Raw genomic sequence first — 24,304 nt, 5'->3', positions numbered from 1 at the left:
AATACAGTTACCACTCTCTTTGGAACATTTTCCTACGTCAGATCCACACATTCGTGCCGGTGATCAAGCGTAGGTTCCTACTTCCCTCGTACGTCGCCGTGTCTGTGTATCACTGCCGGAGACGAACACACCATGACGTCAGTCCACCTCAACGCGCCACGTACGGCCGTTACTCCTCTCAACGTGCAACCCGTAGCCACCCACGGCAAGCCTGGCTTGGCGTTGGTAGCGCCAGCCGAGCAACCCAGCGGTTGGCAACGGGCCGCGGTGCGCGGAAAGCTGGCGGATCTGGACGAGATATTGAGGGTTCTACACGAGCTGAAAGCCTCGAAGGATCCCGGTGGCTTTTCCAAAAAACATTTGTTTCTCAACAAAGACTCACCGCTGATACCGCCCAATGGCTCTACCCAGCCTGGCACCAACCGCCTCGACAACATGCTCAAGTTCTACGGCGTGGTGCCGTCCGCCCCCAACACCCCCGCTCAAGTGCAGGCGGCAATTGATGCCGCGCAAGATGCCCGCAGCGAAATTGCCTTGGGCCTGGACGATCATTCGAGCGATGTGGACGGCTTGCTGCAGCAGAAAAATGACGGCGCAATTGCCCAATGGGTGAGTGAGCTTGAGACAAAGTACAAAAAGCCTTTGCTCGGCCTTTTGACCGAAGGCCTTTCCCCCCAGACGCTTGCCAACGCCCAGGACACGCCAGCTGCGGTGCTGGAACAAATACTCAAGTCACCCAAGGCCGATGATCTGATTCAACAGTTACTGAGGAAGCTGAGCGGGACGGGGCCTGCGTTGGATGGCATTGTCGCGCCAGAGGTCAAGATCAAGTTATTGATCAAGGCGCTGGCCCTGAGCCTGGACCCGGTGCAGGGGCGTAAAAACGCGCAGATTGCCGGCTTTGACCTGGCGTCCAGCGCCCATTGGAGCCAGGGCTACCCGGCGATTAATGCGCAGTTCAGGCAACACCTGGTCGACTCAAAGCAACTATCTGCCGAACAGGCGTATCTGGCGGCCTATCTTCTGCGGCCACAGTTTCCGGCCGACTTTGCCGTGCGCGATATTCCCGCAGACCTGCCGTACAAAGGAACGGCCGTATCCGTGAACTTTCAGCACGGTGTCAGACTGGCCGAAGCCCTTGAACCGGGTTCATCGCGACGCATGGGGTTCCAAGCGCTGGTTGATCTGCCTGGCAAACTCAGCCAACAAGCGACCACCGACGAGCAATGGTCGCTTATCGCCTCGACCCGCATTCCGGCGACGTTGGACTGGGCTGTGGCGCAAGGTGTACTGCCACAAAAGGCCGATTATTCGTCGCAAGAGATTAACCAGGCGGTTGAGGCATTTGATGCCCATGTCGATACGGTGGTAGAGGCTACCCAGCAACTGGGGGCTGACGTGCCCATGCGCAAAAATTATTTCGAACACATGGCAAAGGGCACCTCACGCACTGAAGTGCTGTCCCTGGTAAGTCCGCTTTTTGCCCTGTACAGGTATCTCAGTGGCGAAAAACTCACCCCTGCCGAAGTCCGCTATCAATACCCTGTTTATGACGAAGACACATTCAAGGCGAAGTTTGACAAATACCTGGCCGATACCAAGACAGCCTATGGAAAACTGGTTTGCAGTTACTTGTCCCAGTTGCCAGTACAGGACCGCAGGGCGATTGAACAGGGTGACGTTACGGTTTATGCACTGCGCACCAAACCCGGCTCCGACAAAGAAAGCGATGACGAGAAAAAGGCGGCAGTGACGCGCCCGGCGTTTGTGCTCAAGACGGTGCATGAGGGCGAAACAAGCTATTACGAAGTCAATCCGGTCAAGGGCATTGCCCGGCGTCGCGACGACTTGAAACCTATTCTCGAATCCTACAATCACGCCGATAAAAGCTATGGCAAAGACTTCATTTCAATCGAACACACCACCGAGGGCGAACCGTCTGAAGAGTTGGTGGTGCGCAATACCAGCCCAGACAGCAAGGCCAGGTTCAAGGCGCAGTGGGCGGCCTACAAGGCAGGCAAGGGCCCTAAACCCCCAAGTTTTTCTATCGTTGTGCCACAGCAGCTCGCGCACTTTTCGGCGTCGTCGGCCCAATCTAACAGTGCAATGCCGCAAACCCTGACGTCGGAACGGTCTGCGGCAATCGCGGTGACTGTTACTGAAAAGTTGTTTTATGTCGACCCAGACACTTTAAAGGCATGGGCAGCGTCGGACCCCGAAAGGGAAAGTGCGGCGCAGAAAAATGATGAGATGTTCTGGCAGCGCGTCAAAGGGACTGCCCAGATGGTTATTCCGTTCTGGAGTGGCATTGAAAGCCTGGTCAACGGTGATACCAAGCAGGGTATCTGGGATCTCGCCGGCGATGGACTGATGGCGTTTGCGGGCCCAGCGGGCAAGTTTGCTGCGGGTTCGGTGCGCCTTGTATCCACCGCGGGTGGCATCGGTTTACGTGCACTGCTGCCAAAGTTTGGGCCGCTGGTAAAGAAGTTCGCAGTTTCAGTCGTGCGCAATTTGAACCCCCTTGATCCGGTAATGCCCGCTTTCAACACCAAGGCAGGCAACTTTCTCAGGTTCAAGGGCGCGGATATCAAAAGTATTCAGGCGGGCATCACCCAGTTCAAACAATCCGCCGCTCTCAAGTTGCCCGGCAGGGGCCGTTACGACATTACCCCGCACATTGCCTTGACGCCCAGGCCCTTGGCGCATGGGCAGACCTTGCGCGTGGCCGAAGGTCTCTCCAGCGATCAAGTGCGCGTGTTGACGCGACACAAATACAGCGACGTCATCGTGGGCGATGACGTTTATCGCTATAACCCGGAAAAGCCCGAGAGCCTGATCAAACTTGGCGGCGCGGATCATACCGGGCCGCTCGAAGACTTGGTGCCAACCTGTGGCGCTGGGGGCAAGAGGTCCAGGCGTGACGTCAATGACCTGTGCTACACCAAGCAGATCGAGCCTGGCGGAACCTCAGTATTCCAGGACGCCCAGGCACTTGAACATCGACGCCTGATTCCTGGTGCCGGGCAGGCCAACGGGCCACGGACCGTGATTCATGAGCACCGCCGTTACCGCGTCAACGAAGCGGGCAACCAGGAACTGTTGCCGCTGGCGAGTGCGCAACCTGTGGCCTACAAGGCGCGTACCACCGGAACCCTGGTCAACGAACCGGATTTTGGCTACGACGACTTTGGTCTGCCCCGGGCGATCAACCGCGAAACCGTGGTGATCAAGATGGATGCGATCAGCGACTTGAGCAACGATCAGCGGGTTGTCAGAGGTTTCAAGATCAACCATGACAATCGCCAATACGTGGTGGTCGAGGCCGATACCGGTGTGCATTACTACAGCGAACTCAATGGTAACGGCCAACTTGATTTTCATCGCATGACCCGTAACGACCCGCTGGACGTTGAATTCATCAAACAGTACGACCAATACAAGGATATTTACGGTTTTGTGGCCCAAGGCCTTCCAGACAATCCGTTGGTGGTATTGCCCAGCCTTGAGAGCCTGATCAAGAAAATCGTTGCCGACGAACCCATGTCGCCCGCAGACATCAGCCATCTTGCCAACGTCTTGAAGGGGCTTTCCCCCGAGAAACAGCGCGAAGTCCTGATGGGGGTGTACGCGGCAGGAAACAACCCCGGACATGTGGTGGTCGCGGCAAAACCGATTCGACTTGCGCCGATCAAGAAACCGGCTGACTTCGCCCAGTTGCCGGTCGAACAACAGAATCGCGTGTACGCACAAGAGGCCAGGGCAGCGGTTGACGAGCAGTTCCAGGCCACTGGCATCCGCTCAGCCAATCAACAGGTTCCCGGACTTGTCGGTGAGGTCGTGCGTAGCGAGACGGCAACGCAAATGGTGGGTTGGCTTTACACCCGCACGGGCGCGCCGAACTATAGCGAAATGGTGCTCAAGACCGGTGCCGGCAATTGTGACCAGATGGCCAAAGTCGCGGTTGATACGATCAATGCCAATGGTGGCAGTGCGCGGATCGCCCAGGTCAAAGGCCATACCTTCGCGATTGTCGGCGGGCCACCGGGGCAGCCGCGCAGCAAAGGCTTTGTGGGGCCGGAGTGGGACGACGCCTGGGTCGTCGATCCCTGGGCCGGTATCACCTGCCGGGCAGCAGATTATCCCGCCGCGTTCAAGGCGCGGATGCAGGAGTGGAGCCAGTCGGGCAGGCGCATCCTGATCAGCGACGCAGGGACGCCACCGCGTTCAGTATGGAGCGATCCCATGGAGCCGCGCTGGATAAGCGCAACCGTCGATGGCGAAGCCCAAGTGTTCCAATAACCCTGCGCCCTAGAACTCCATCCTGACGCCAACGGTGCCCTTGCGCCCATCCAGGGCATTGCTGTCCAGATTGCGCTCATAGCCCAACTGGCCATACAGGCTGATCTGCTCGGACACCTGCAGGGTGGCGCCTGCACTCAGGTCCAGGGTGGTGGATTTTTGTTCGGTATCGATATCCGTCACACCGTTGAAACGCACCCGATTGGTTCCTGAGGAGGCATGCCAGACATCGGCGCGCAGGTAGGGCTGGACCGGCATCGAGGCCAGGGTATAACTGCCTCGCAGCCTGGCGCCGAGCCGGGTGGTGATGGCGGTATCGGCGGAAAACGACACGTCGGAAACCCCGTCATTCTGGCGATCGAGCCGGGTTTTATTGGCGATCAACTGCAATTGCGGCTCCAGCACCCAGTTTGGCGCGACGGGCAGCGGTATGCCCACTTCCACCGAACCCAGGACATCGTGACCTTTGGTCTTGAGCTTGAGGCCCCGATCAGACTCGCTGCTGCCATGGAGGCGGGTGCCCATCAGCACGGCATCGACGTACCAGCCATACGGGTCGATCAAGGTCCAGTACACGCCCAGGCTATCGCCACGCAAGGTGGTGTTGCCGGCATCCAGATGCTGCCAGCCGCGGTTGAAACCATCGATATTGCCCCGCAGGCGGCTATGGCCGACGAAGAAACCTACACGCTGTGTCTGGCCGTTGGCCGTGGTCCAGGCATGCAGGTCGCTGCCCACCTGGAAGCCTGTGACCGAGCTGTCCAAGCGCGGGCTGACCGTGCCGGCATAGGCCTGGCGGCTGCTGTTGCCATAGACCCGGCCCCAACCCGCCGGGAATGAACCGCTGGCGGTCTGGCGCGCCTGGTCGCCCATGCGCTCATGGTAGGTGCCGAGCATGGCCCGCACCGTCTGCTGCGCCGCCGGAAACAGTGCCGAATACACCGGGACTTCGGGGCGATAGATCGGGATCGGCGCTTCACCGGGAACCGGTGTTGGCAAGTCCACTGGCGTGCCTTCGCCGGGAACCGGCACCGGCAATGGCTCCACAGGCTCCTCGGGGGTGGGGAGCGGAGCCGCCACAATGGCCGAGCGCAAGTACCACTGCTGCTCGGAGCCAGCAGTGACACCGCCTTTGAACAGAAAGTACTCGTACGCCCCAGCCGATACCGAGCCCCCCGCCAGGCTGAAGGCCCGATCGCTCCCCGTCGCCCCGTTGAGAGCTTCGACCACCTGGATGCCGTTGCTCAGGGTTTCAGCGCCAGCCCCACCCAGATTGCTGACATTGAGGGTGGTGCTGCCCTGTAGCGTGCCCTGGTTCACCACCAGTTTGTCACTGGCCGAGCCATCGCCGGCCAACACACTTTGCAGCGCCATCTGGCCATTGTTGCCGGTGTAGTTGCCATTGACCGTCAAGCTGTCGGTAGCGCTGGTGCTGCCGCTGGTCATGTCGATCAGGCCGCTGTTGTTGAGGGTGGCCAACTGGCCGGCAGTGATGGGGCTGATGGCGCCCAGGCTGACCGACAGCACACTGCTGCCGTCGATATTCAAGGTGCCGGTACCGCTGCCGGTATCACCGAGCTTGAAATCACCGACCAGGGTAAAGCGCGAGCCATTGTCCAGGTTGACCTGTTCCCAGTTGGCGTAGCGCTCAGCGTTGGTGGCCTGGGTGTTGTCAAAGGTCAGGGTATCGAGGCCCAGGCCGCCATCGATCAGGGGCGTCGCGGCGAGGGTGGCTTGCGTCAGGTTCTGCAGCAGCGCGGTGTCGTTGTCCGGGCCCATATTGACCGTCGAATTGATCGTCCCGGCGCCGATCCAGTTGAACTGGTCGTTGCCAAAGCTCATGAGCACCTGGCCGTTGACCACGCCGCCGGTCAGGGTGAACAAGTCGTTGCCGCCGCTGACACTGACGTTGCCGCCGATATAGCCCCCGGAAATGCTGATGGTGTCCAGGCCAAACCCGGTCACCAGGTTGCCGTTGATCCGCCCTCCCAGCAGGGTGTAGAAGTTGTTGTCGAGCTTCATGTCGACCCGGCCGATAGTGCCCGCCGATTGGGTGGCCACATCGCCATCTTCGAAGGCCCCCACGATCTCGCCGCCACTCATATTGAACGTATCTCGACCGTCGCCCTGGGCCAGGCTGGCGACACGACCGCCGCTTTGCGCGTAGGCATCGATGCCATCGCCCTGGTTGATCGCGCCAACAGTGCCGCCGCTGACCTGGATGCTATCGGCCCCGTCGCCCTGGGTTACTGCGCCCACGACCGCATCCAGTTCCACCCGGAAAATATTCGCCCCGTTGCCCATGTTCAGCGCGCCCATGCTGCCCGAATGCGCTTGCACCAGATCGTGGCCGTCGCCAAATGTGACGGCGCTGGTAATTGCGCCATTGCCACCGGCAGGCAGGTTGAGGGTGTTATTGCCGTTGAGATCGCTAAAGCCGGGCGTAGTGCCACTGTCGCAGGTGGTGGTGTCGTCGCCGGCTGTGATCACAGGTGTACAGGCCGCGTAGGCCGGTAGCGAGAGGGTTGTCATCAGGGTCGCGCTGGCCGTCCAGGCGCTCAGGTGCAGCAGAGAATATCGCCGTGTGCTCATGATCCATCCTCGGTCGATGGCAGCTGACTACCCGTCGCCTGCAGGGGGCAGGCACGGTACGGACCATGGCAACAGGAAGCACGATAACGATAAGGGACGGCTAGTTCCGTTTCGTAAAACATCGCCAATGCAAGGGGTTGGCATGGCTTTCTCGACTGCACCTGAACCTGTGCAGTGCTTGTTCCACGTTAGCAACAGCCGCCAAGGGCTGCCACTGTCAGAATTAACAGGTATAGACCAGTTAAAGGAACACAATCTCGTAGGGCTCGCGCATCCGCTCCAGCAACACCGGTGGCAGCATCGGCGCCAGGCCGATCAACGGATCGCCGAGCAATTGGCTGGCGTAGGCATGGGCGGCGTGGCGTTTGCGCGCCACACTCCAGGTGTCGAGGCGCACCTTGCGCGCACACTGCCAGGGCATGCGCCCGGCTTCGCGGGCGGGCCGATGCCAGGCCCAGATCGGCAACTCCAGCAGACGCGCGCCGGTCAGCGCACAGGCAATGGCGGTGGCGCGGCCGACGGCATCGTGGTCGTCATTGCCGTCATTGCGCCAGGTGGTAAACACCGCATCGCCAGGTTGCAGGTAGCGGGCGATGAATTGGCTCAAGAGCTGTTCGCGACCGGCCAGGTCGTTGTCGCAAAAGCCACCGCGAATCCACTTCAGGCTGTGCAGCGGCAAGCCAAGGCGACGCAGGGCCTCGACACTTTCCTGGGGGCGAAACACGCTCAGGCGTTGCGCCGACCACTGGTTGGAACCCGGATGACTGGCACTGCCGTCGGTGATCGAGATCAACTTCAAGGGGTAGTCAAGGGCACTGAGCAGTTGCAGCAAACCACCGCAGGCCAGCACTTCGTCACCTGGGTGCGGGGCGACTACCACCACCCGCGAGCCGGCAGGTACCAAGAGGGAAGGGCTGATGGTGGGGATTTGTGCCAGTTGCGGCGCGCTGTTCCAGATTTGCGCCGGCGTAGGGCGACCGTCGTTCAAAGTGGCGGGTTTGATCAATGTCACATCCTTGTCCTGATGATGCAGGTCGTGCCCCGTTAACGGGTCGACTCTCCTTTTTTATCGCGCAGGCACCAAGGCCTGAGCGGCACACTGGCACTTCGAATCCTGAATTGCCGTCCATTAGTATTGTTCATCAGCCGGATTTCGCCGAGTAAAGTTGCAATTTTTTCAAGATGGCTGCATCAGGCCTTTCAAATAGTCGCCAAAACCGCCCTGTGCGCGGCAGTCCAGACGCGCACTGGTGATGACTTGGGGCGCATGGCTCCAGGCGATGGTTGCGCCACAACGCTCCAGTTGACGCACCAGTTGCACGTCTTCATGACAGGGCAGGGGCTCAAACCCGCCGGCGCGCACATAGGCACCGGCACTCACGCCCAGGTTGGCCCCATGGATATGTCGGTGCCCGTCACAGGCTTGGTAGGCCTGGTGGTAGCGCGTCTGTGCCGTCTGGTCGAAGCCTTCGCTCCAGGCATCCACCGTGACCGTACCGCAGACCGCATCCACGCCCAGGGCCAGTTGCGCCACCAGCCAATCGGCGGCGACACGGCTGTCGGCATCGGTGCAGGAGATCCAGCGGGCGCCATGGTTGAGCAGGTATCGCGCACCCACCCCGCGTACTTGGCCGACATTACGAGCCTCCACGCAGAGGCTGTGCACCTCGAACGCCTGGGCAATGGCGCTGCTGCGGTCGGTGCAGCTGTCGAGAACCACGAGGATCTGCACCTCTTCGCCGAGCAATCCCGGATGGCTGGCGGCGATCATCGCGGCCTTCAGGCACTCGGGCAACAGCGCCTCTTCGTTGTGCACCGGGATCAGAATGCCGATCATCGCAGGCCCTCACGGTGGGCGACCGAGGCGCTTTCGCGGGACCACAGGTCGAGTAGGAAATCACTGTCAGCCACCTGCGCCACGCGCGACATGCCCAGGCGTTGGTGCAACAACTGGTGGACCTGTTCCGCCGTCTGTGGGCAGCCGTCGATAGGCGGGCGCCAGTGGCAGGCCAGCACCTGCCCATCGTGGGTCAACGCAGCCAGGACCTGCTCGATCAACAGGCACAGGTCGTCGTGGTCGAGGTAATAGCACCACTCACTGAGCACGATCAGCTCGAATCGACCTTCCGGCCACTGTGCCGGCAAGCGGCTCTGGCGCACCTGGGCGTGGGCAAAGCCCTGCAGGCGCACCCGGGCCAGGGCCACCGCCTGGGCTGCGGTGTCGCAACACAACAGCTGATCACAGCGCGGCGCCAGTTCGGCGCTCAATTCGCCATTGGCGCAGCCGGGTTCGAAGATCGACGTATAACGGGGTTTGCTCAGCAATCCCAGGGTCAAGGCGCGTTTGCGCTGTTCATACCAGCGCTGGCGAAAGGCCCAAGGGTCGTCATTGTCGACAAACAATTGGTCGAAATAGGCGGTGGCAACACTCATACAAACACCACTTCAAAAGGTTGCAATAGCCGCTCCAGCACGTGGGGTGGCAATACGGGCGGCAAGTCGATCTGTGGGTCACCCTCCAATTGGCTGGTGAACGCGTGCAAAGCATGTCGCTTGCGCGCTACGGCAGCGGGCGCCAGGGCGATCTTGTGCGCACGGTGCCACGGCACCCGTGGGTCTTCGGGGGTTGCCCAGTGCCAGGTCCACACCGGCAATTCGATCAACTGCGCGGCCACGGCCCGAGCGGCCTGGGCACTGGCGCGGCCCACGGCTTCGTGGTCGCAATGGCCATCTTCGCGCCAGGTGGTGAACACTACGTCCGTGGGCTGCAGGTGCTGCTGGATAAACTGCGCCAATGCCGGTTCCCGCGCCTGTACCTGGCTGTCGGAGAAACCGCCGCGCAGCCAGGTCAGGCGCTGTTGTGGCCAACCCAGGCGTTGCAGCGCCTCGGCGGACTCCAGGGGGCGCACCTCGCGTAAGCGCTGGCGAGGCCAGCGGGCCGAGCCGGGATGGCTGGCGCAACCATCGGTCACCGACACCAGCAGCAATTCGCGCCCCAGCGCGGCCAGGCCTTGTAACAGGCCGCCGCAGCCCAGCACTTCATCATCCGGATGGGGTGCGATGATCACTGCGCGTGCGCCTTCGGGCACCAACTGCGCCACATTGACCAGCGGTAGCGCGGCGACCCGCGCTGAATCTTGCCAGGCGCGCAGTGGGGTGCCCTGGCCGACAATCGGGTTGGCTTTCACAGTTGCCACGTTCCTGCAGATTGCTGCGACAGCTGCTGGCCGAGGGCCGCCAGGTCACGCTCGGCATGACTTTGGCGCAAGTACACCGGCAAGTCGGCGATCAGTTGGGCAAAGTGCGGGTCCAGGCAATACGGCCCGGCCCCCATGGCCCGGCCAACATGATGGATGACCTCGTTGGCGGCGGCTTCAATTGCTGCCCGCGTGCGGCGTGCCAGCAATTGGGCATTGGCCAGGGGCTGATCGTCGATCTGCCGTGCAGCTTTACGCAACACGGTCGCGGCGGCGTACAAGGCCATATCCACCGCGCCCAGATGCGCCAGCGCATGGGGCTCCTCGCGACGGTGACAGTGTTCGCGCAGCGCTTCGGCCAGACGTTGCGCCGCGCCGTACCAACACGCGGCGATGCCGACCCCGCCTTGCCAGAACCCCGGGCGCTGCAGGTAATCCCCGGGCCCGCCGACGGCAACCGCGACGGCGTTGTCGAAAACCACCTCGACACTCGCACTGGCGGCCATGCCCACGGCTTGCCAGCCGTCGCCGGTCACTTCTACACCCGGCTGATCCATCGCCACCGCGACCAACTGCTGGCGTTGCTGCTCATCCCAGGCGGTCAACAATCCATGGCTGACCACCGCAGCGCCGGAGCACCAGGCCTTGCGGCCCACCAGCCGCAGTTGGGTGCCAACGCGTCTGACCTGCACCCGTGCCGCCGGCGGTTCGGCGGCCCACATGCCCCAGGTGCTGCCCGCTGGTGGGGTCTGGGCATTGAGTTCGGCCATGATTGCCAGCGCGTCTGTGTGCCCTTCATACAGCTTGCACAGGCTCAAGTTGTGGCCGGCCACCTGGGCCAACTGACTGAAGCGCAGCAGCGTTTGCCCGCCACCGGGGCGCGGCAATTGGTCAAGGCCCGCGTCCACCATGGCTTTGAGGGTCAGGCCAACGCCCTCGATGTCAGCCAGTTCGTGGCGATTGAGTTGGAGAAAATCGTGCAACGCCATTTCACACCTCTTCCTCATGTTGTAGCTCGAACAGTAGCAGCGAGCGCCCGGTCACGGCGTATTCGTGATCAAAATCGAAACGTTCCTGGCCGCGCACGGCCGGCTGGTTGGTATCGACCATGCAGGTCCAGAAGCCGCCATCGGGCACCTGTGGCAAACGGAAATTCACCAGGTCATGGTGCGCATTCACCACCAGCAGCAGCGTGGCATCGGCCCCTGGCCGGCGAATCCCGGTTTCCTGGGCGCGGCCATCCATCAACATCCCCAGGCAACGGCCCTGGCTGTCCTCCCACTGTTCGATGGTCATTTCGTTGCCATCGGGAGCCAGCCAGGTCACGTCCTTGACCCCGATGTCTTCGTTGTAGTCGCCCACCAGGAAGCGCCCGCGACGCAGAATCGGGTAGGCCAGGCGCAGCTTGATCAGGCGCTTGACGAACTTGAGCAAGGACTTGCCATCTTCATCCAGCTCCCAGTTGACCCAGCCGATTTCGCTGTCCTGGCAATAGGCATTGTTGTTGCCGTGCTGGGTGCGCGCGAATTCATCCCCGGCCACCAGCATCGGCGTGCCCTGGGCCAGCAACAGGGTGGCGAAGAAGTTGCGCATCTGGCGCAGGCGCAGCGCGTTGATCTCGGGGTCTTCGGTGGGGCCTTCGACGCCGTGGTTCCACGACAGGTTGTTATTGCTGCCGTCCTGGTTGTTCTCGTCGTTGGCTTCGTTGTGCTTGTCGTTGTAGGACACCAGGTCATGGAGGGTGAAGCCATCGTGGGCGGTGATGAAATTCACCGAGCTGTAGGGGCGCCGCCCGCGCTGGTTGAACATTTCGCCGGAGGCGGTCATTCGCCCGGCAAAGTCGGCCAGTTGCCCATCATCGCCTTTCCAGAACGCGCGCACGGTGTCGCGGAAACGGTCATTCCATTCCACCCAGCCTGGCGGGAAGTTGCCCACCTGATAACCGCCGGGGCCCACATCCCAGGGTTCGGCGATCATTTTCACCTGGCGCAGCACCGGGTCCTGGCGGCAGGCGACAAGGAAGCTGTGACGCTCGTCGAAACCACCGTGATAACGCCCGAGAATGGTCGCCAGGTCGAAGCGGAAACCATCCACATGCATCTCCGTGGCCCAGTAGCGCAGGGAGTCGGTGACCATTTGCAGCACGCAGGGATGGCTCAGGTCCAGGGTGTTGCCGGTCCCGGAATCGTTGATGTAGAAGCGCTTGTCGTCGGGCATCAGGCGGTAGTAGGAGGCATTGTCGATGCCGCGCATGGACAGGGTCGGACCTTGCTCGTTGCCTTCGGCGGTGTGGTTGTAGACCACATCGAGGATCACCTCCAGCTTGGCTTCGTGCAGGTGCGCAACCATTTCCTTGAATTCGGCGATCTTGCCGCTGGCCAGGTAACGCGGGTCGGGGGCAAAGAACGCGATGCTGTTGTAGCCCCAATAGTTGGTCATGCCTTTTTGCAACAGGTGCTGGTCATTGACGAAGGCGTGGATCGGCAGCAGTTCCACCGATGACACGCCCAGTTGGCGAATGTGCTTGAGCACATCGTCGACCATCAGCCCGGCGCAGGTGCCGCGCACGGCCTCAGGGACCGAAGGATGGCGCATGCTGATGCCGCGCAGGTGGGTCTCGTAGATGATGGTGCGGTCCCACGGTGTGCGCACGGGCTGATCGTTGCCCCAGGTGTGGGCCGGGTCGATGACTTTGCATTTGGGCACGAAGGGTGCGCTGTCGCGCTCATCAAAGCTCAGGTCGGCATCCGGGTGGCCGATGGTGTAGCCAAACAGGGCTTCGGACCACTTGAGCTCGCCCACCAGTTGCTTGGCGTAGGGGTCGATCAACAATTTGTGATGGTTGAAACGATGGCCGTTGGCAGGATCGTAGGCGCCGTATACACGGTAGCCGTAGATCAGCCCCGGGTGGGCGTCGGGCAAGTAACCGTGGAAGGTCTCGTCGGTGTATTCCGGTAGTTCGATGCGCTCAAGTTCCACTTCGCCGGTATCGTCGAACAGGCACAGCTCGACTTTGGTGGCGTTGGCCGAGAACAGTGCGAAATTGACCCCCAGACCGTCCCAGGTCGCGCCGAGGGGGAAGGGCAAGCCTTCACGAATCCGCGATGGCTCGGTATCGGGTGTCTTGGTCATAGTGTTGCTCCTGCAAAGTTTTTTCGGGCCGAACGGGGCCGTGCTGACATCAGGTCAGATCAATCGTTGAGCTGTTTTGTAGGAGCCGGCGCGCCGGCTCCTACGGGAAGGTGGGTCAGCCGACGGGCTTGCGTGGGGCTCGGGGCTTTTTGGCGGCGGCGGGTTTTCCCGCCGCAGGTTTTGCCTTGGCCTTGGTGCCGGCCTTGGGTTTGGTGGGGGTCAGTGCCTCGGCTTCGGCCAGTTTGCGGGCCATTTCCCAGTGACGGGCTTCCTGGCCTTCGGGCTTACCTTCGGACTCCCAGATCTGATACGCGAATTCACGGACGCGCTTGTCTTCGGTGCTCATCGCAATGCTCCTCACAGAAAATTTCAGTTCTCTTGATCGTCAGAATGGATAAAGACATTCACCGGGACATCCCCCAGGGCTGCGCTGATCAGTAGCTCCTTGTTGGGTGTGACTACGCCTGTTTGCAAAAGTCCCTTCCAATTTTGCATCGTGGCGTCGAACGGTAATTGGATCCGGGTATCGCCCCAAACCTGCGCATCCACCCGGGGTTGGGCGCTGTTTTCAAGCAGCGCGTGGGTCCAGCGCGGCACCACCACCAACAGCCATTGGCCCTGATACTCGCGACTGAAGGCAACCACCCGTTGGGCATGCCTGCCCAGCACTTGCAGTGGTTCATAGCGGCCCCTGGCAAACAGCAGTGGGTGGGCCTTGCGCAGGTTCAACACCTGGGCAATCAACGCCTGTTTCAGGTGCCCGTCACGCCAGCGCTCAAGCAAGGCGCCCGGTTCTGCCGCCAGTGCCCGTTGCCGGGCGCTGAAGTCCACCGGCCGCCGGTTGTCCGGATCCACCAGGCTCAAGTCCCAGAATTCATCGCCCTGGTACAGGTCCGGCACACCTGGCACGGTGTTGCGCAGCAAGGATTGCGCCAGCCCGTTCAAGGCACCGGCGGGGGCGATGGCCTCGGCTGCAGCGTGGATCGCCGTGCGCAAGGGCAAACCGCTCGGGTCGAGCAGCAAGCGCGTGAGGAAGGCTTCGACCCCCTGCTCATAGAGGTCGTTGGGTGCGCTCCAACTGCTGTGCAATTTGGCTTCGCGCAGGGCTTTTTGTTGCCACTGCCAGAGGCGCTGACGGTAGTCGCCGGTGTCTTGCAGACCCAGGTCCAGAGGCCAACTGCCCAGCAGCACTTGATAGAGGATCAGCTCATCGCCAGCCGAAGGAATGCCCGGGTCATCGCGCAAGGGCAGGGCCAGCCTGCGCCAGTGCTGCACCTGCTCGACGTACCACGGCGCACATTCGCTGAGCACCGCCAGGCGCGCACGGCTGTCTTCGCCGCGCTTGTGGTCATGGGTGGCGGTGGCCAGCAGGTTATCGGGGAAGGTCTGCAGGCGCTGCTGATTGGCGGCATGAAAGTCAGCCAGGGGCGCGCTGAACTGCTCGGTACTGAAGCCTACGTCATTGCGCGAGAGCAATACCGCCGAGCGGTAGAAGGCGGTGTCTTCCACGGCCTTGGCGGCCGCCGGCGAGGTCAGTTGCTGGAAGCGCACGCACGCATGTTTGAGGATCTTGCGCGGTTGCCCCACGGGACGCTCGCGCCAGGGTTGGCCACCGAGCCACTGTTGCAGGTAGTCGAGCACTGGCCAGTCGGCTTCGCTCAAGGTCCCTCGGGCGCCGGCCAGGGCCTGCTGGAACACGCATTCGTCAGCAGCACTACGGCCACAGGCGCTGATATAGGTGCGGTATACCGGGAAATGTACAACCAGCTCCTGCAAGGCGCGGCGGATCGCGCCCAGGGTCAGGTCGCGGCTCATCACGTCCGCACGGGCCACTTGCAGCAGGGCCTGGGCCACGCTTTCAAAATCCCCGGCCAGGGAGCCGTTGAGGATTTGTTGCCGGGCCAGCCAGGCTTCTTCGATAAACGCCGAAGGCCGCCCGCTGGCGTCGCGCCAGAGTTGGGCCAAGGGTTCGAAACCCTGGGGAGCGTGCTGCACCAGCGATACCTGGTTCATGAATTCATAGCCGGTGGTGCCATCTACCCGCCAGTCTTCGCGCAGGGCTTCGCCGTCGCCAAGGATCTTCTCGACAAAGATCGGCAAGTGGCGACTGGGTGACAATCCATCCACGCGCCGCCGCAACTTGCGGCAGTAGCCCCGTGGATCGGCCAGGCCGTCGATATGGTCAATGCGCAAACCATCCACCAGGCCCTCGCTGATCAGTTGGAAAATCTTGCTATGGGTGGCCTCGAACACCGTGGTTCGCTCTACCCGCAGGCCACCAAGCTCGTTGACGTCGAAAAAGCGCCGCCAGTTGATGTCATCCGCCGCCGTGCGCCAACTGGCCAGGCGATAGGCTTGTTGTTCGAGCAACTGATGCAGGCGCGCAAAACCTTGGGGTTGGCGCGCATCAAACATGTCCAGGGCCTGTTCGATGGCCGCCAGGGCCAGTGGGTCCTGCGTCCGCTGCGCCAGTTCCTGTTTCAGGCTGGCGGCCTGGGGCCAGGCATCGGCCTGATACGCCAGGGCGCTGAAGCGGTCGGCCAAGTCTTTGAGGGGGGCATGGGCGCGCAGGATATCGCCGTAGTCACTGGGGCAGATCGGGAAACGGTGTTCGTAGTGCTCGACAAAAAAACTGCCCTGGGCCGGGTCAAAACCCAGGGGCAGCGCGCCGCTTTGCAGGGCTTCGCCGTAGTCGCTACCGAGGAAGGGCATCAACAGTTGGCCCTTGAGCAGCGGGTCCGGTGAGTGCCACTGGATATCGAAGAACTCGCTGTAGGGGCTCAGGCGCCCCCATTCCAGCAGGTCCAGCCACCAGGGGTTGTCGCTGCCGCCGACGGCCATGTGGTTGGACACGATGTCCAGAATCAGGCCCATGTCGTGTGCCCGCAGGGCCGCCACCAGGCGGCGTAGCGCCGGTTCGCCGCCAAGCTCTGGGTTGACGGTGGTCGGGTCGACCACATCGTAGCCATGCATCGAGCCGGCGCGGGCCTTGAGCAGGGGGGAGGCGTACAGGTGGCTGATGCCCAGGCTGGCGAAATACGGCACCAGCGGCACCGCATCATCGAGGGTAAAGCCCTTATGGAACTGCAGGCGTTGGGTGGCCCGTAGCAACACGGTGTTCATCGGTCACGCTCTAGGGCCTGATTGCGCGCCACAGCCAGCAACTCCAGGCGCCGCGCGGCGTTTTCGTCGTCGAGCAACTGCGCAGCATCCCCCGGCAAGCGCCGGCGCCAGTTGGGATGGGTGTCGATGGTGCCGGGCAGGTTGGCTTGCTCTTCGACGCCCAGGGCATCTTCCAGGGGCAGCAACACCAGCGGCGCACGGGTGTGGCCGAGGTAGCGCACGCTGGCATCAAGCATATGGTCGGTTTCGTTGCGCAGTTCATCGCGCAAATTCTGCGGGTCTTGCACCAGGGCCTGGCGCAGTGCCTCGCGCTCACGCTGACGGTGTTCGCTCCATTGTTCCACCGTGGGCGCGTCGATCAGCCCTAATTGCACATTCCAGTCGATATCGCGGCTGTGCCACCAGCCATAGAGTGTCGGCAGGTCATGGGTGCTGGTGGTGGCCAGGGCGTTGTCCGGCCAGTCGAGGATCGGCGTGAAGCGCCCGTCATGGTCCTGTTCAAACAACAGCACACGCATGCCAAGCATGGCGCGGGCGCTGAGTTTTTCCCGCAGGCCCTCGGGCACCGTGCCCAGGTCTTCGCCCAGCACAATCGCCTGGTGCCGGCTGGATTCCAGGGCCAGCAGGCGCAGCAGGTCATCCACCGGGTAATACAGGTACGCGCCTTGTTTGGGCGAGGCGTCCTTGGGGATGACCCATAGCCGTTGCAGGCCCATCACATGGTCGATACGCAAACCGCCGGCATGGGCGAAGTTGGCCCGCAGCATTTCGATGAACGCCCGGAAACCATTGCGTTTGAGGCCTTCGGGGGAGAACGCGGAGATGCCCCAGCCTTGGCCGGCACGGTTGAGGATATCCGGTGGCGCGCCCACGGTAAGGTCGGCCAGCAGTTCATCCTGCCGGCTCCAGGCCTGGCTGCCGCCACCGTCGGCGCCCACGGCCAGGTCGGCAATCAGGCCGATGCCCATGCCACTGCCCCGTGCGGCTTGCTGCGCGCGTTCAAGGCAGCGGGCGATCAGCCACTGGTTGAATGCGAAGAAACCAATTGCTTCGCTCTGTTCGGCGGCAAATTGTGCCAATGCGGCGCTACCGGGGTCGCGCCATTCCTCGGGCCACTGGCGCCAGTCGAGGCTTTCACCGCTGGCGGCGCGTACGGCCTGCACGGCTTCGAAGCGGCAGTGGTTTTCCAGGGCCTCGCCACCGGCCTGACGGAAGCTTTGGAAGTCCGCCTGCTGCGGGTGTTCGCCCTGGCAGAAGTCCTCGTACAGGGCCCGCAGCAGGCGTTGCTTGGCCTTGGCGGCGGCGGGCCAGTCGATCAGGCTTTGTTGTTCCAGCTCTTGCAGTTCATCGGCCAGCCCCGTGGACTCGATGGCGCTGCGCAATGCGCGTTCGCCGAGGATGCAGCCGGGGGAGGCATACAAGCTATTGAGGAACAGGCGGCTGGACGGTGAATAAGGGCTGAAATGCTCGGTATCGGCACTGAACATTGCGTGCATCGGGCTGATCGCCAGGGCGTCAACGCCCCGTTCAGCCGCGGCGCGGGCCAGTTGTTCCAGGGCCTGGGTGTCACCGAACCCACCATCGCCGCTGCGGCGCAAGGCATATAGCTGGGCACTCAGGCCCCAAGCGCGGGCGGGCTGACTGTCCACCGCCTCGGCGACGCTGAAACACTGATGAGGGGCAACGGCCAGGGTGAAGGACTGGTCGGCGATATGCACCTGGTGGTAGCCCACGGGCAGGACGCCGGGCAGGGTGGCTTCGGCGTCCAGCGCCAGGCTTTGGGTGCTGCCGTCTTCAAGGTGAACCTGGCACGGCGTGTGGGGGCTGAAGTAAGCCGCCAGGTCAAGGCCGCTGCCAACGTCTACGGTCAACAGCGGCGCCAGGTGCCTGTCTTGCTGCACGCGCTCCAGGTCTTGCAGGCTGGCGGCGATGGCGGCATCGGTGTCGGCGGGGTGGCCGAGGCCTTGGAGCACGGCGCGCAACGCGTCGGCGCTGACATGCTGCGGGCGGCCGTTGGCGTCGATCCAGTCCACCGCCAGGCCCGCACGGCTGGCGAGTATTTCCAATTGCGCTTCGCTCAAGAGTGCTCTCCAACAGATGATGAGGTGTCACCCGGCGTCAGGCTGACGCGGGCAGAGAAGGGCGTGAGTAACTTAGGGTCGCTGCTGGTGCTGAACAGTTCGTGGATACCGGCCGGGTGCTGCAGGGTGGCCGGGCTCAGGTTGAGATCGATCTGCAACAGGCGGCCGTTGCCCAGGCGCCAGCGTGCAGACACCGCGCCCTGGCCGAGGACTTGCGCGCCGAGGGCGGTGCTGCCGGGCAGGTGGGGCACGATATGCTGTTGGCGCAGGCCCAGTAGTTGCCGATACAGCACCGCCGGCGCTTGGGTAAACCGTGGCATGGAGCGCTCAAAGGTCTGCAGCGCATTGGGGTCGGGAATCTGTGCGCGGCGTGGGGGATCACTGAAGGCGGCGAAGTCCGCAAATTCATTGCGCCGGCCTTCGCGTACAGCCTCGGCGAGCTCGCCGTGATGGTCGGTAAAGAACAGAAACGGCTGTTGGGCGTTGACTTCATCCCCCATGAACAGCAGCGGGATCATCGGCGACATCAATAGCAGCGTGGTCGCCGCCTCCAAGGCCTGGGGCGAACACAGTTGGTGCAAGCGCTCGCCGAGGGCGCGGTTGCCGATCTGGTCGTGATTCTGCAAAAACAGCACAAAGGTGCTGGGCGGCAAATGAGCGCTGGGCTCGCCGCGCCGGATACCGTGGCGCGTGGTTTCGCCCTGGTAGATAAAACCTTCGCCCAGGCAGCGGGCCAGTTTGGCGGTGGGGTCGTCGGCAAAGTCGGCGTAGTAGGCGTCGGTTTCGCCGGTCAACAGCACGTGCAGGGCGTTATGCCCGTCGTCGTTCCATTGCGCGTCGAAGCCCTGCTGTAACAGGCCGGCCTGGTTGAATTCGTTTTCCAGCACCAGCCACACGTGGCGGCCCGGGTCTACCTGCTCACGTACCCGTTGGGCCAACTCCGTCAGGAACGCCGGGTCGTTGATGGCATGCACCGCGTCCAGGCGCAGACCGTCGAAGCGGTAGTCCATAAGCCACATCAGGGCGTTGTCGATAAAGAAGTCGCGCACTTCGCGGCGGCGAAAGTCGATGCCGGCGCCCCACGGGGTGTGGCTGTCTTCGCGGAAAAAGCCTTTGGCATACTGGCCCAGGTAATTGCCGTCGGGACCAAAGTGGTTGTAGACCACGTCGAGGATCACCGCCAGGCCATGCTCATGGGCCGTGTCGATCAGGTGTTGCAACTGCTCGGGTGTGCCCAGGGACGCCTGCGGTGCGTAGGGCAAGACCCCATCGTAGCCCCAGTTGCGTTCACCGGGGCATTGGGCCAAGGGCATCAGCTCGATGGCGGTGACGCCCAGCTCTGCCAGGCGTGGCAGGTGCTGCTCCACAGCGGCGTAGCCACCCAGTATCCCCACATGCAGCTCGTAGATCACCGCTTCATGCCAGGGCCGGCCTTGCCAAGTGCTGTGGCGCCAGGAGTAGGCCAGGGGATCGACCACCACGCTGTCGCCATGCACATCGGCATGCTGCAGGCGTGAAGCAGGGTCCGGCACGTCCCGCTCACCATCAACGGTGTAGTGGTAGCGGGTGCCGGCCCCACAGCGTACATGGGCGACAAACCAGCCCTCTGCCTGGGGCAGCATGGGCACTGACTGACCATTGTGCAGCTCGACGCTGACATCAGACGCATCAGGCGCCCACAGGGCGAAGCGGGTATGTTGCGCATCCTGCATGATCGCGCCGTGGGGCCATGTTTCCAGAGTCCGTAACGGCATCTATTCCAACCTCTTTATGCTTTCGCTGATTTTCCCAGCGCTTTCGCTACCAGTTGCTCGTAAAGTTCAGCATAGGGTTCTACCGCCTGGCACCAGTTGAACGGCGCGGCCATAGCTCGGCAGCGCATGGCGTTGAGCAGGCCTGGGAAGGCAAACACTTTGAAGGCGCGGGCGAGGGCGGCTTCGTAGCTTTGCACGGTGGATTCGTCGAACAAAAAGCCGGTCACGCCGTCTTCGATGGTGTCAGCCAGGCCACCGGTATTGCGCGCCACCGGCAGCGAGCCGAAGCGCTGGGCGTACATCTGGCTCAGGCCGCAGGGCTCGTAGCGCGAGGGCATCAACAAAAAGTCGCTGCCGGCAAACATGCGACGGGCGTCGGTTTCGTTAAAGCCGATACGCACCCCGATGCGCCCGGGGAAACGCAGGGCCAGGGCGCGCATGGCTTGCTCTTCTTCCGGCTCGCCACGGCCGATAATCGCGATCTGCCCGCCGTTTTCCACAATAAAGCCGGCGACGGCTTCGGTCAGGTCCAGGCCTTTCTGGTACACCAGGCGCGACACCACGGCGAACAGCGGGCCGGTGGACGCGTCCAGGCCGAATAGCTTGCGCACATGGCTGGCGTTGACCGCCTTGCCTTGCCAATCGCCGATATTGAAGGGGTGATCCAGGTGCGGGTCGGTGGACGACTCCCAGCTTTCATCGATGCCGTTGGGAATACCACTGAGCAGACCTTGCTGGGTCTTGCTGGCAAGGAAGCCATCCAGGCCGCAACCGAACTCGGGGGTGGTGATCTCCCGGGCGTAGGTGGCGCTGACCGTGGTGATATGGCTGGAATACGCCATGCCGGCCTTGAGAAACGACATCTTGCCGTAGAACTCCATGCCTTCCTGTTGCAAGGCATGTTCGGGAATCCCCAGCTCCGGGGTCGAGGCCAGGCTGACCACACCCTGGTAAGCCAGGTTATGGATGGTGAACAGCGTGGGGGTGCGTGAGCCACGCCAGTGCATATAGGCCGGCGCCAGGCCGGCTGGCCAGTCATGGGCGTGCACCAGGTCCGGGCACCAGTGGATTTGCGCGAGGTTGGCGGCAATATCAGCGGCGGCCAGGCCCAGGCGGGCGAAGCGGATGTGGTTATCGGGCCAGTCGCGCCCGTTGTTGGCGCCATAGGGCGTGCCTTCGCGCTCGTACAGTTCGGGGCAGATCAGGACATAGATGACCAGGCCGTCCTTGAGGTCCATGCGCCCGATCTTGCACGGCGGCAGCGCAGCATGGCCGCCGAGTTCGCCGATGATATGGATCGGGTTGTCGCTGTCCAGCACCTGGCGGTAGCCCGGAATCAGCACGCGCACATCGTGCAGGTGCGCCATGGCACGGGGCAGGGCCGCAGACACGTCCCCCAGGCCACCGGTTTTCACCAGGTCGGCCAGTTCCGAGGTCACAAACAGGACTTTCTTGCGATTGGGGTTTTGAGACGAGACCGGCCGCACTGTGCCGGGCAGGTCAACCAAGGCGGTTGGCCCATCGACCGGCTGACTGAAACGCTGTCCCTGAATTCCCGAAGCGGCACTGATCATAATTCTCTCCCATGTGTGAGTCAGCCGAGAGCCTGGCGCCCTCGGCGAAAGTCAACCGCGTCCTGCGGTCACGCGCACTAGCACTGCACAGACTGGCAAGGCTTATGCCAATTGCACCGAACTGATAAATAGATTGGATGGGCGGACGTCCGGCTGGCGCCGGTAGCGTGCGTCCTACCTTAAACCTGACCTACGGCAGAGTTGGAAAGTTTAGATTTATTGCGGGGGCTTTTATTCTGATCGTGACCCATCGGTCATGAGTCTAGGGCAGAGGCCAGAGCCTGCAAGGGTTGTAGGATAATTTTGTAGGACGATTTTATTTTCCAGCCAGACGCTTCCCTTGCAGGAGCTGGCTTGCCGGCGATGAGGCTCAAGGCCGCCATCGCCGGCAAGCCGGCTCCCACAGGGGAATGCCTCTTCGTGGGGCATCGGGGTTGGGCTGCTCGATAGGAGTGCAGTCGGCTACTTAAAGTGATTTGTTAAGAGTTGATATCTATATAAATCAATATCTTGCTAGATATAGTTGAAGTAACTAATCAGATCAGGCTGCGCAATGCCTGCCCACTGGCCCACGCCTGGATGTCTTCGATCATCTGCCCATAGAACTGCCGGTAGTTGTGCTCGCTGACATAGCCCACATGGGGGGTGGCCAATACATTGGGCAGGTGGCGAAACGGGTGATCGACTGGCAACGGCTCATGTCCGAACACATCCAGCGCCGCGCCCGCCAATCGCCCATGGCTGAGCGCATCGATCAACGCCGCCTCATCGACGATCGGTCCGCGTGCGGTGTTGACCAGCCGCGCGCCGGGTTTCATCCAGCCCAGGGCCTGAGCGTCCACCAGGCCACGGCTGCGCTCGCTGAGTACCAGGTGAATCGACAGAACATCTGCCTGCTCGAACAGTTCGCGCTTGCTGACCCAGGTCACCCCGACAGCCGCCGCCCGTTCTATGGTGAGGTTTTCACTCCACGCAATCACGCGCATGCCAAACACTTGGCCAAACTGCGCCACGCGCTGGCCGATGCTGCCCAAGCCGAGGATGCCCAGGGTCTTGCCATGCAGGTCGCCGCCCAGCCCTTGCTGCCACTGGCCGGCGCGCAAGGAATTCGCTTCGGCCAGCAGATTGCGGGTGGAAGCCATGATCAGGGCCCAGGTCAGCTCGGGCGCCGCGTGTTTGTAGCTGTCGGTGCCACACACCTGGATGCCCAGGGCCTTGGCGGCGGCGAGGTCGATGGCCGCGTTGCGCATGCCGCCGGTGATCAGCAATTTAAGGGCCGGCAGTCCCTGCAGCAGCGCCTTGTCGAAGGTTGTGCGTTCACGCATCAGGCAAATCACCTCAAAACCCTGCAAACGCTCGATCAGGGTCGCGGTGTCGGCGGGATAGTCATGCAGGAAGTGCACCTTGCCGATCGCTTCCAGGGCGGACCAATCCACTACGTCACGTGCCACATTTTGCCAATCGTCAATGACTGCGATCTGTACTGACATGCACACCTGCCTAGGGTTAAGTGGAATTAGAGCGCCTTGAGTCCTTGCAACAGCGCCTGGTGAAAGTGCGCGGGTTCTTCCATCTGCACTACCGATGGCGGTGATATCAGACGTACCAATCAGCAGCAGGGTGGGCATCTGCAGGTCCTTGAACTCGTAGTACACCGGCTGGGTGAAGATCATGTCGTAAATCAACGCCGAGTTCCACGCCCCCCGTTTGTGGCCAGAGTGTTGATTGCCAGCTGCTGGAAGCTGTACTGATAGTGCTCGGGCTTGCTGGAGGTGCAGAAGCCGATCTGGTACGGCGCGATCAACCCGGTAACCGGCTTCACCGACGCCTCCCAAGTCGCGCCACAGAAGTTCTTGTCGTGCATCAACACCACATTGCGGTCATTGGCAGGGCTTTTGGCGGGCACGTCCATATACGTCAACCTGACGTCGCGCTTGACGATGTAGAATTATTTACTACGATTAACTTTGAATCGATTAACTATCAGGAGCCTCTATCATGGCAACCCCAGGGAAAACCCGATCTGTCACGGCTCACGTCCCTGAGCAACTGGCCCAAAAAGTCGATTTGATGGCAGAGCGTCTGGAGCGCTCCAAAAACTGGATCGTCAAACAGGCGCTCTCCGCTTGGATCGACCAGGAAGAAGAACGTAGCCGTCTGACACGCGAAGCCTTGGCAGATGTTGACGCTGGACGCGTCATTGATCACCAAGCAGTCCAGGCCTGGGCGGATAGCCTAAGCACCGACGCGCCATTGTCGGTACCGCGCTAATGGAGTTGAAGTGGACGAGCAGCGCGCTGTCCGACATTAGCCGGCTTTATGAGTTTCTGGCGGTGGTGAATCAATCTGCCGCCGCACACACGGTGCAGCGCCTCACTGCCGCGCCAACGACGCTGTTGGCCAACCCGCGCATCGGCGAACGCCTGGAAGAGTTCGAAGCAAGGGATGTGCGCCGAATTCAGATCGGCCAGTATGAGATGCGCTACGAAATAGTGGACTCCACAATCTATCTACTGCGCCTGTGGCACACCCGGGAGGATCGGTAACCTGTT

At 62.1% G+C, this 24,304-nt stretch carries 16 protein-coding genes and 1 pseudogene; 3 read left to right on the top strand and 14 right to left on the bottom strand.

Annotated elements, in window-relative coordinates; all coding sequences use genetic code 11:
• Nucleotides 1-132: 132 nt before the first annotated feature.
• Complete coding sequence (locus HBO09_RS18000) at nucleotides 133-4,299, top strand: hypothetical protein (RefSeq protein ID WP_169995466.1); 4,167 nt, start codon at nucleotides 133-135, stop codon at nucleotides 4,297-4,299.
• 9 nt (nucleotides 4,300-4,308) lie between these two features.
• On the opposite strand, the gene HBO09_RS17995 is transcribed toward HBO09_RS18000, so the two are convergent.
• The 14 genes and pseudogenes from HBO09_RS17995 to HBO09_RS17930 form a co-directional block, all read right to left on the bottom strand.
• A complete protein-coding gene (locus HBO09_RS17995) occupies nucleotides 4,309-6,891 on the bottom strand; it encodes an autotransporter outer membrane beta-barrel domain-containing protein (RefSeq protein ID WP_169995468.1) in 2,583 nt (860 codons plus the stop codon).
• 241 nt (nucleotides 6,892-7,132) lie between these two features.
• Nucleotides 7,133-7,894, bottom strand: coding sequence for a PIG-L family deacetylase (locus HBO09_RS17990; protein ID WP_169995602.1), 762 nt, complete (start codon nucleotides 7,892-7,894; stop codon nucleotides 7,133-7,135).
• Between the two features lie 174 nt (nucleotides 7,895-8,068).
• Entirely contained in the window at nucleotides 8,069-8,728 is a 660-nt protein-coding gene (locus HBO09_RS17985) for a glycosyltransferase (protein ID WP_169995470.1), read from the bottom strand.
• The gene (locus HBO09_RS17980; protein WP_169995472.1) at nucleotides 8,725-9,324 is read right to left on the bottom strand and encodes an SAM-dependent methyltransferase; all 600 of its coding nucleotides are present in this window, start codon (nucleotides 9,322-9,324) and stop codon (nucleotides 8,725-8,727) included. Before HBO09_RS17980 ends, HBO09_RS17985 begins: the two co-directional genes overlap by 4 nt.
• Nucleotides 9,321-10,079, bottom strand: coding sequence for a PIG-L family deacetylase (locus HBO09_RS17975; RefSeq protein ID WP_169995474.1), 759 nt, complete (start codon nucleotides 10,077-10,079; stop codon nucleotides 9,321-9,323). The genes HBO09_RS17980 and HBO09_RS17975 overlap by 4 nt, the downstream gene beginning before the upstream one ends.
• Entirely contained in the window at nucleotides 10,076-11,077 is a 1,002-nt protein-coding gene (locus HBO09_RS17970) for an acyl-CoA dehydrogenase family protein (protein ID WP_169995476.1), read from the bottom strand. The genes HBO09_RS17975 and HBO09_RS17970 overlap by 4 nt, the downstream gene beginning before the upstream one ends.
• A gap of 1 nt (nucleotide 11,078) precedes the next feature.
• The gene (gene glgX / locus HBO09_RS17965) at nucleotides 11,079-13,220 is read right to left on the bottom strand and encodes a glycogen debranching protein GlgX (RefSeq protein WP_169995478.1); all 2,142 of its coding nucleotides are present in this window, start codon (nucleotides 13,218-13,220) and stop codon (nucleotides 11,079-11,081) included.
• A gap of 115 nt (nucleotides 13,221-13,335) precedes the next feature.
• Nucleotides 13,336-13,566, bottom strand: a complete 231-nt coding sequence (locus HBO09_RS17960) for a DUF2934 domain-containing protein (protein WP_169995480.1) — start codon at nucleotides 13,564-13,566, stop codon at nucleotides 13,336-13,338.
• Nucleotides 13,567-13,589: 23 nt separating this feature from the next.
• Nucleotides 13,590-16,343 (bottom strand): malto-oligosyltrehalose synthase, encoded by a 2,754-nt coding sequence (locus tag HBO09_RS17955; protein ID WP_169995482.1) that lies wholly within the window; start codon nucleotides 16,341-16,343, stop codon nucleotides 13,590-13,592.
• Nucleotides 16,340-18,424, bottom strand: coding sequence for a 4-alpha-glucanotransferase (malQ, locus tag HBO09_RS17950; protein WP_169995484.1), 2,085 nt, complete (start codon nucleotides 18,422-18,424; stop codon nucleotides 16,340-16,342). The genes HBO09_RS17955 and malQ overlap by 4 nt, the downstream gene beginning before the upstream one ends.
• Complete coding sequence (gene treZ, locus HBO09_RS17945) at nucleotides 18,421-20,178, bottom strand: malto-oligosyltrehalose trehalohydrolase (protein ID WP_169995486.1); 1,758 nt, start codon at nucleotides 20,176-20,178, stop codon at nucleotides 18,421-18,423. The genes malQ and treZ overlap by 4 nt, the downstream gene beginning before the upstream one ends.
• A 14-nt stretch (nucleotides 20,179-20,192) precedes the next feature.
• A complete protein-coding gene (glgA, locus tag HBO09_RS17940; RefSeq protein ID WP_169995488.1) occupies nucleotides 20,193-21,752 on the bottom strand; it encodes a glycogen synthase GlgA in 1,560 nt (519 codons plus the stop codon).
• A 536-nt stretch (nucleotides 21,753-22,288) separates the two neighbouring features.
• Entirely contained in the window at nucleotides 22,289-23,242 is a 954-nt protein-coding gene (locus HBO09_RS17935; RefSeq protein WP_169995490.1) for a D-2-hydroxyacid dehydrogenase family protein, read from the bottom strand.
• 26 nt (nucleotides 23,243-23,268) lie between these two features.
• Nucleotides 23,269-23,685 (bottom strand): annotated as a pseudogene (locus tag HBO09_RS17930) (hypothetical protein); the annotation flags it as partial.
• Between the two features lie 65 nt (nucleotides 23,686-23,750).
• Here HBO09_RS17930 and HBO09_RS17925 point away from each other — a divergent pair.
• Together HBO09_RS17925 and HBO09_RS17920 are read left to right on the top strand one after the other, a co-directional pair.
• On the top strand, nucleotides 23,751-24,023 hold the full coding sequence (locus tag HBO09_RS17925; RefSeq protein WP_169995492.1) for a ribbon-helix-helix domain-containing protein: 273 nt from the start codon (nucleotides 23,751-23,753) through the stop codon (nucleotides 24,021-24,023).
• Nucleotides 24,023-24,298, top strand: coding sequence for a type II toxin-antitoxin system RelE/ParE family toxin (locus HBO09_RS17920; protein WP_169995494.1), 276 nt, complete (start codon nucleotides 24,023-24,025; stop codon nucleotides 24,296-24,298). Before HBO09_RS17925 ends, HBO09_RS17920 begins: the two co-directional genes overlap by 1 nt.
• Nucleotides 24,299-24,304 lie beyond the last annotated feature (6 nt).

Origin of the sequence: Pseudomonas sp. WS 5027 (assembly GCF_012985695.1) — a bacterium.
In the GTDB taxonomy this organism is placed as follows: domain Bacteria; phylum Pseudomonadota; class Gammaproteobacteria; order Pseudomonadales; family Pseudomonadaceae; genus Aquipseudomonas; species Aquipseudomonas hygromyciniae.
The sequence above is the reverse complement of the archived record's forward strand: the minus strand, read 5'-3'. Positions and strand labels throughout refer to the sequence as shown.

Bases quoted from the DNA above. Each gene is read 5' to 3' on its own strand.
- HBO09_RS17980 (WP_169995472.1), bottom strand. From the start codon at position 9,324: ATGAGTGTTGCCACCGCCTATTTCGACCAATTGTTTGTCGACAATGAC.
- HBO09_RS17970 (WP_169995476.1), bottom strand. From the start codon at position 11,077: ATGGCGTTGCACGATTTTCTCCAACTCAATCGCCACGAACTGGCTGAC.
- glgA (WP_169995488.1), bottom strand. From the start codon at position 21,752: ATGATCAGTGCCGCTTCGGGAATTCAGGGACAGCGTTTCAGTCAGCCG.
- glgX (WP_169995478.1), bottom strand. From the start codon at position 13,220: ATGACCAAGACACCCGATACCGAGCCATCGCGGATTCGTGAAGGCTTG.
- HBO09_RS17920 (WP_169995494.1), top strand. From the start codon at position 24,023: ATGGAGTTGAAGTGGACGAGCAGCGCGCTGTCCGACATTAGCCGGCTT.
- HBO09_RS18000 (WP_169995466.1), top strand. From the start codon at position 133: ATGACGTCAGTCCACCTCAACGCGCCACGTACGGCCGTTACTCCTCTC.
- treZ (WP_169995486.1), bottom strand. From the start codon at position 20,178: ATGCCGTTACGGACTCTGGAAACATGGCCCCACGGCGCGATCATGCAG.
- HBO09_RS17925 (WP_169995492.1), top strand. From the start codon at position 23,751: ATGGCAACCCCAGGGAAAACCCGATCTGTCACGGCTCACGTCCCTGAG.
- HBO09_RS17985 (WP_169995470.1), bottom strand. From the start codon at position 8,728: ATGATCGGCATTCTGATCCCGGTGCACAACGAAGAGGCGCTGTTGCCC.
- HBO09_RS17935 (WP_169995490.1), bottom strand. From the start codon at position 23,242: ATGTCAGTACAGATCGCAGTCATTGACGATTGGCAAAATGTGGCACGT.
- HBO09_RS17955 (WP_169995482.1), bottom strand. From the start codon at position 16,343: ATGAACACCGTGTTGCTACGGGCCACCCAACGCCTGCAGTTCCATAAG.
- HBO09_RS17960 (WP_169995480.1), bottom strand. From the start codon at position 13,566: ATGAGCACCGAAGACAAGCGCGTCCGTGAATTCGCGTATCAGATCTGG.
- HBO09_RS17995 (WP_169995468.1), bottom strand. From the start codon at position 6,891: ATGAGCACACGGCGATATTCTCTGCTGCACCTGAGCGCCTGGACGGCC.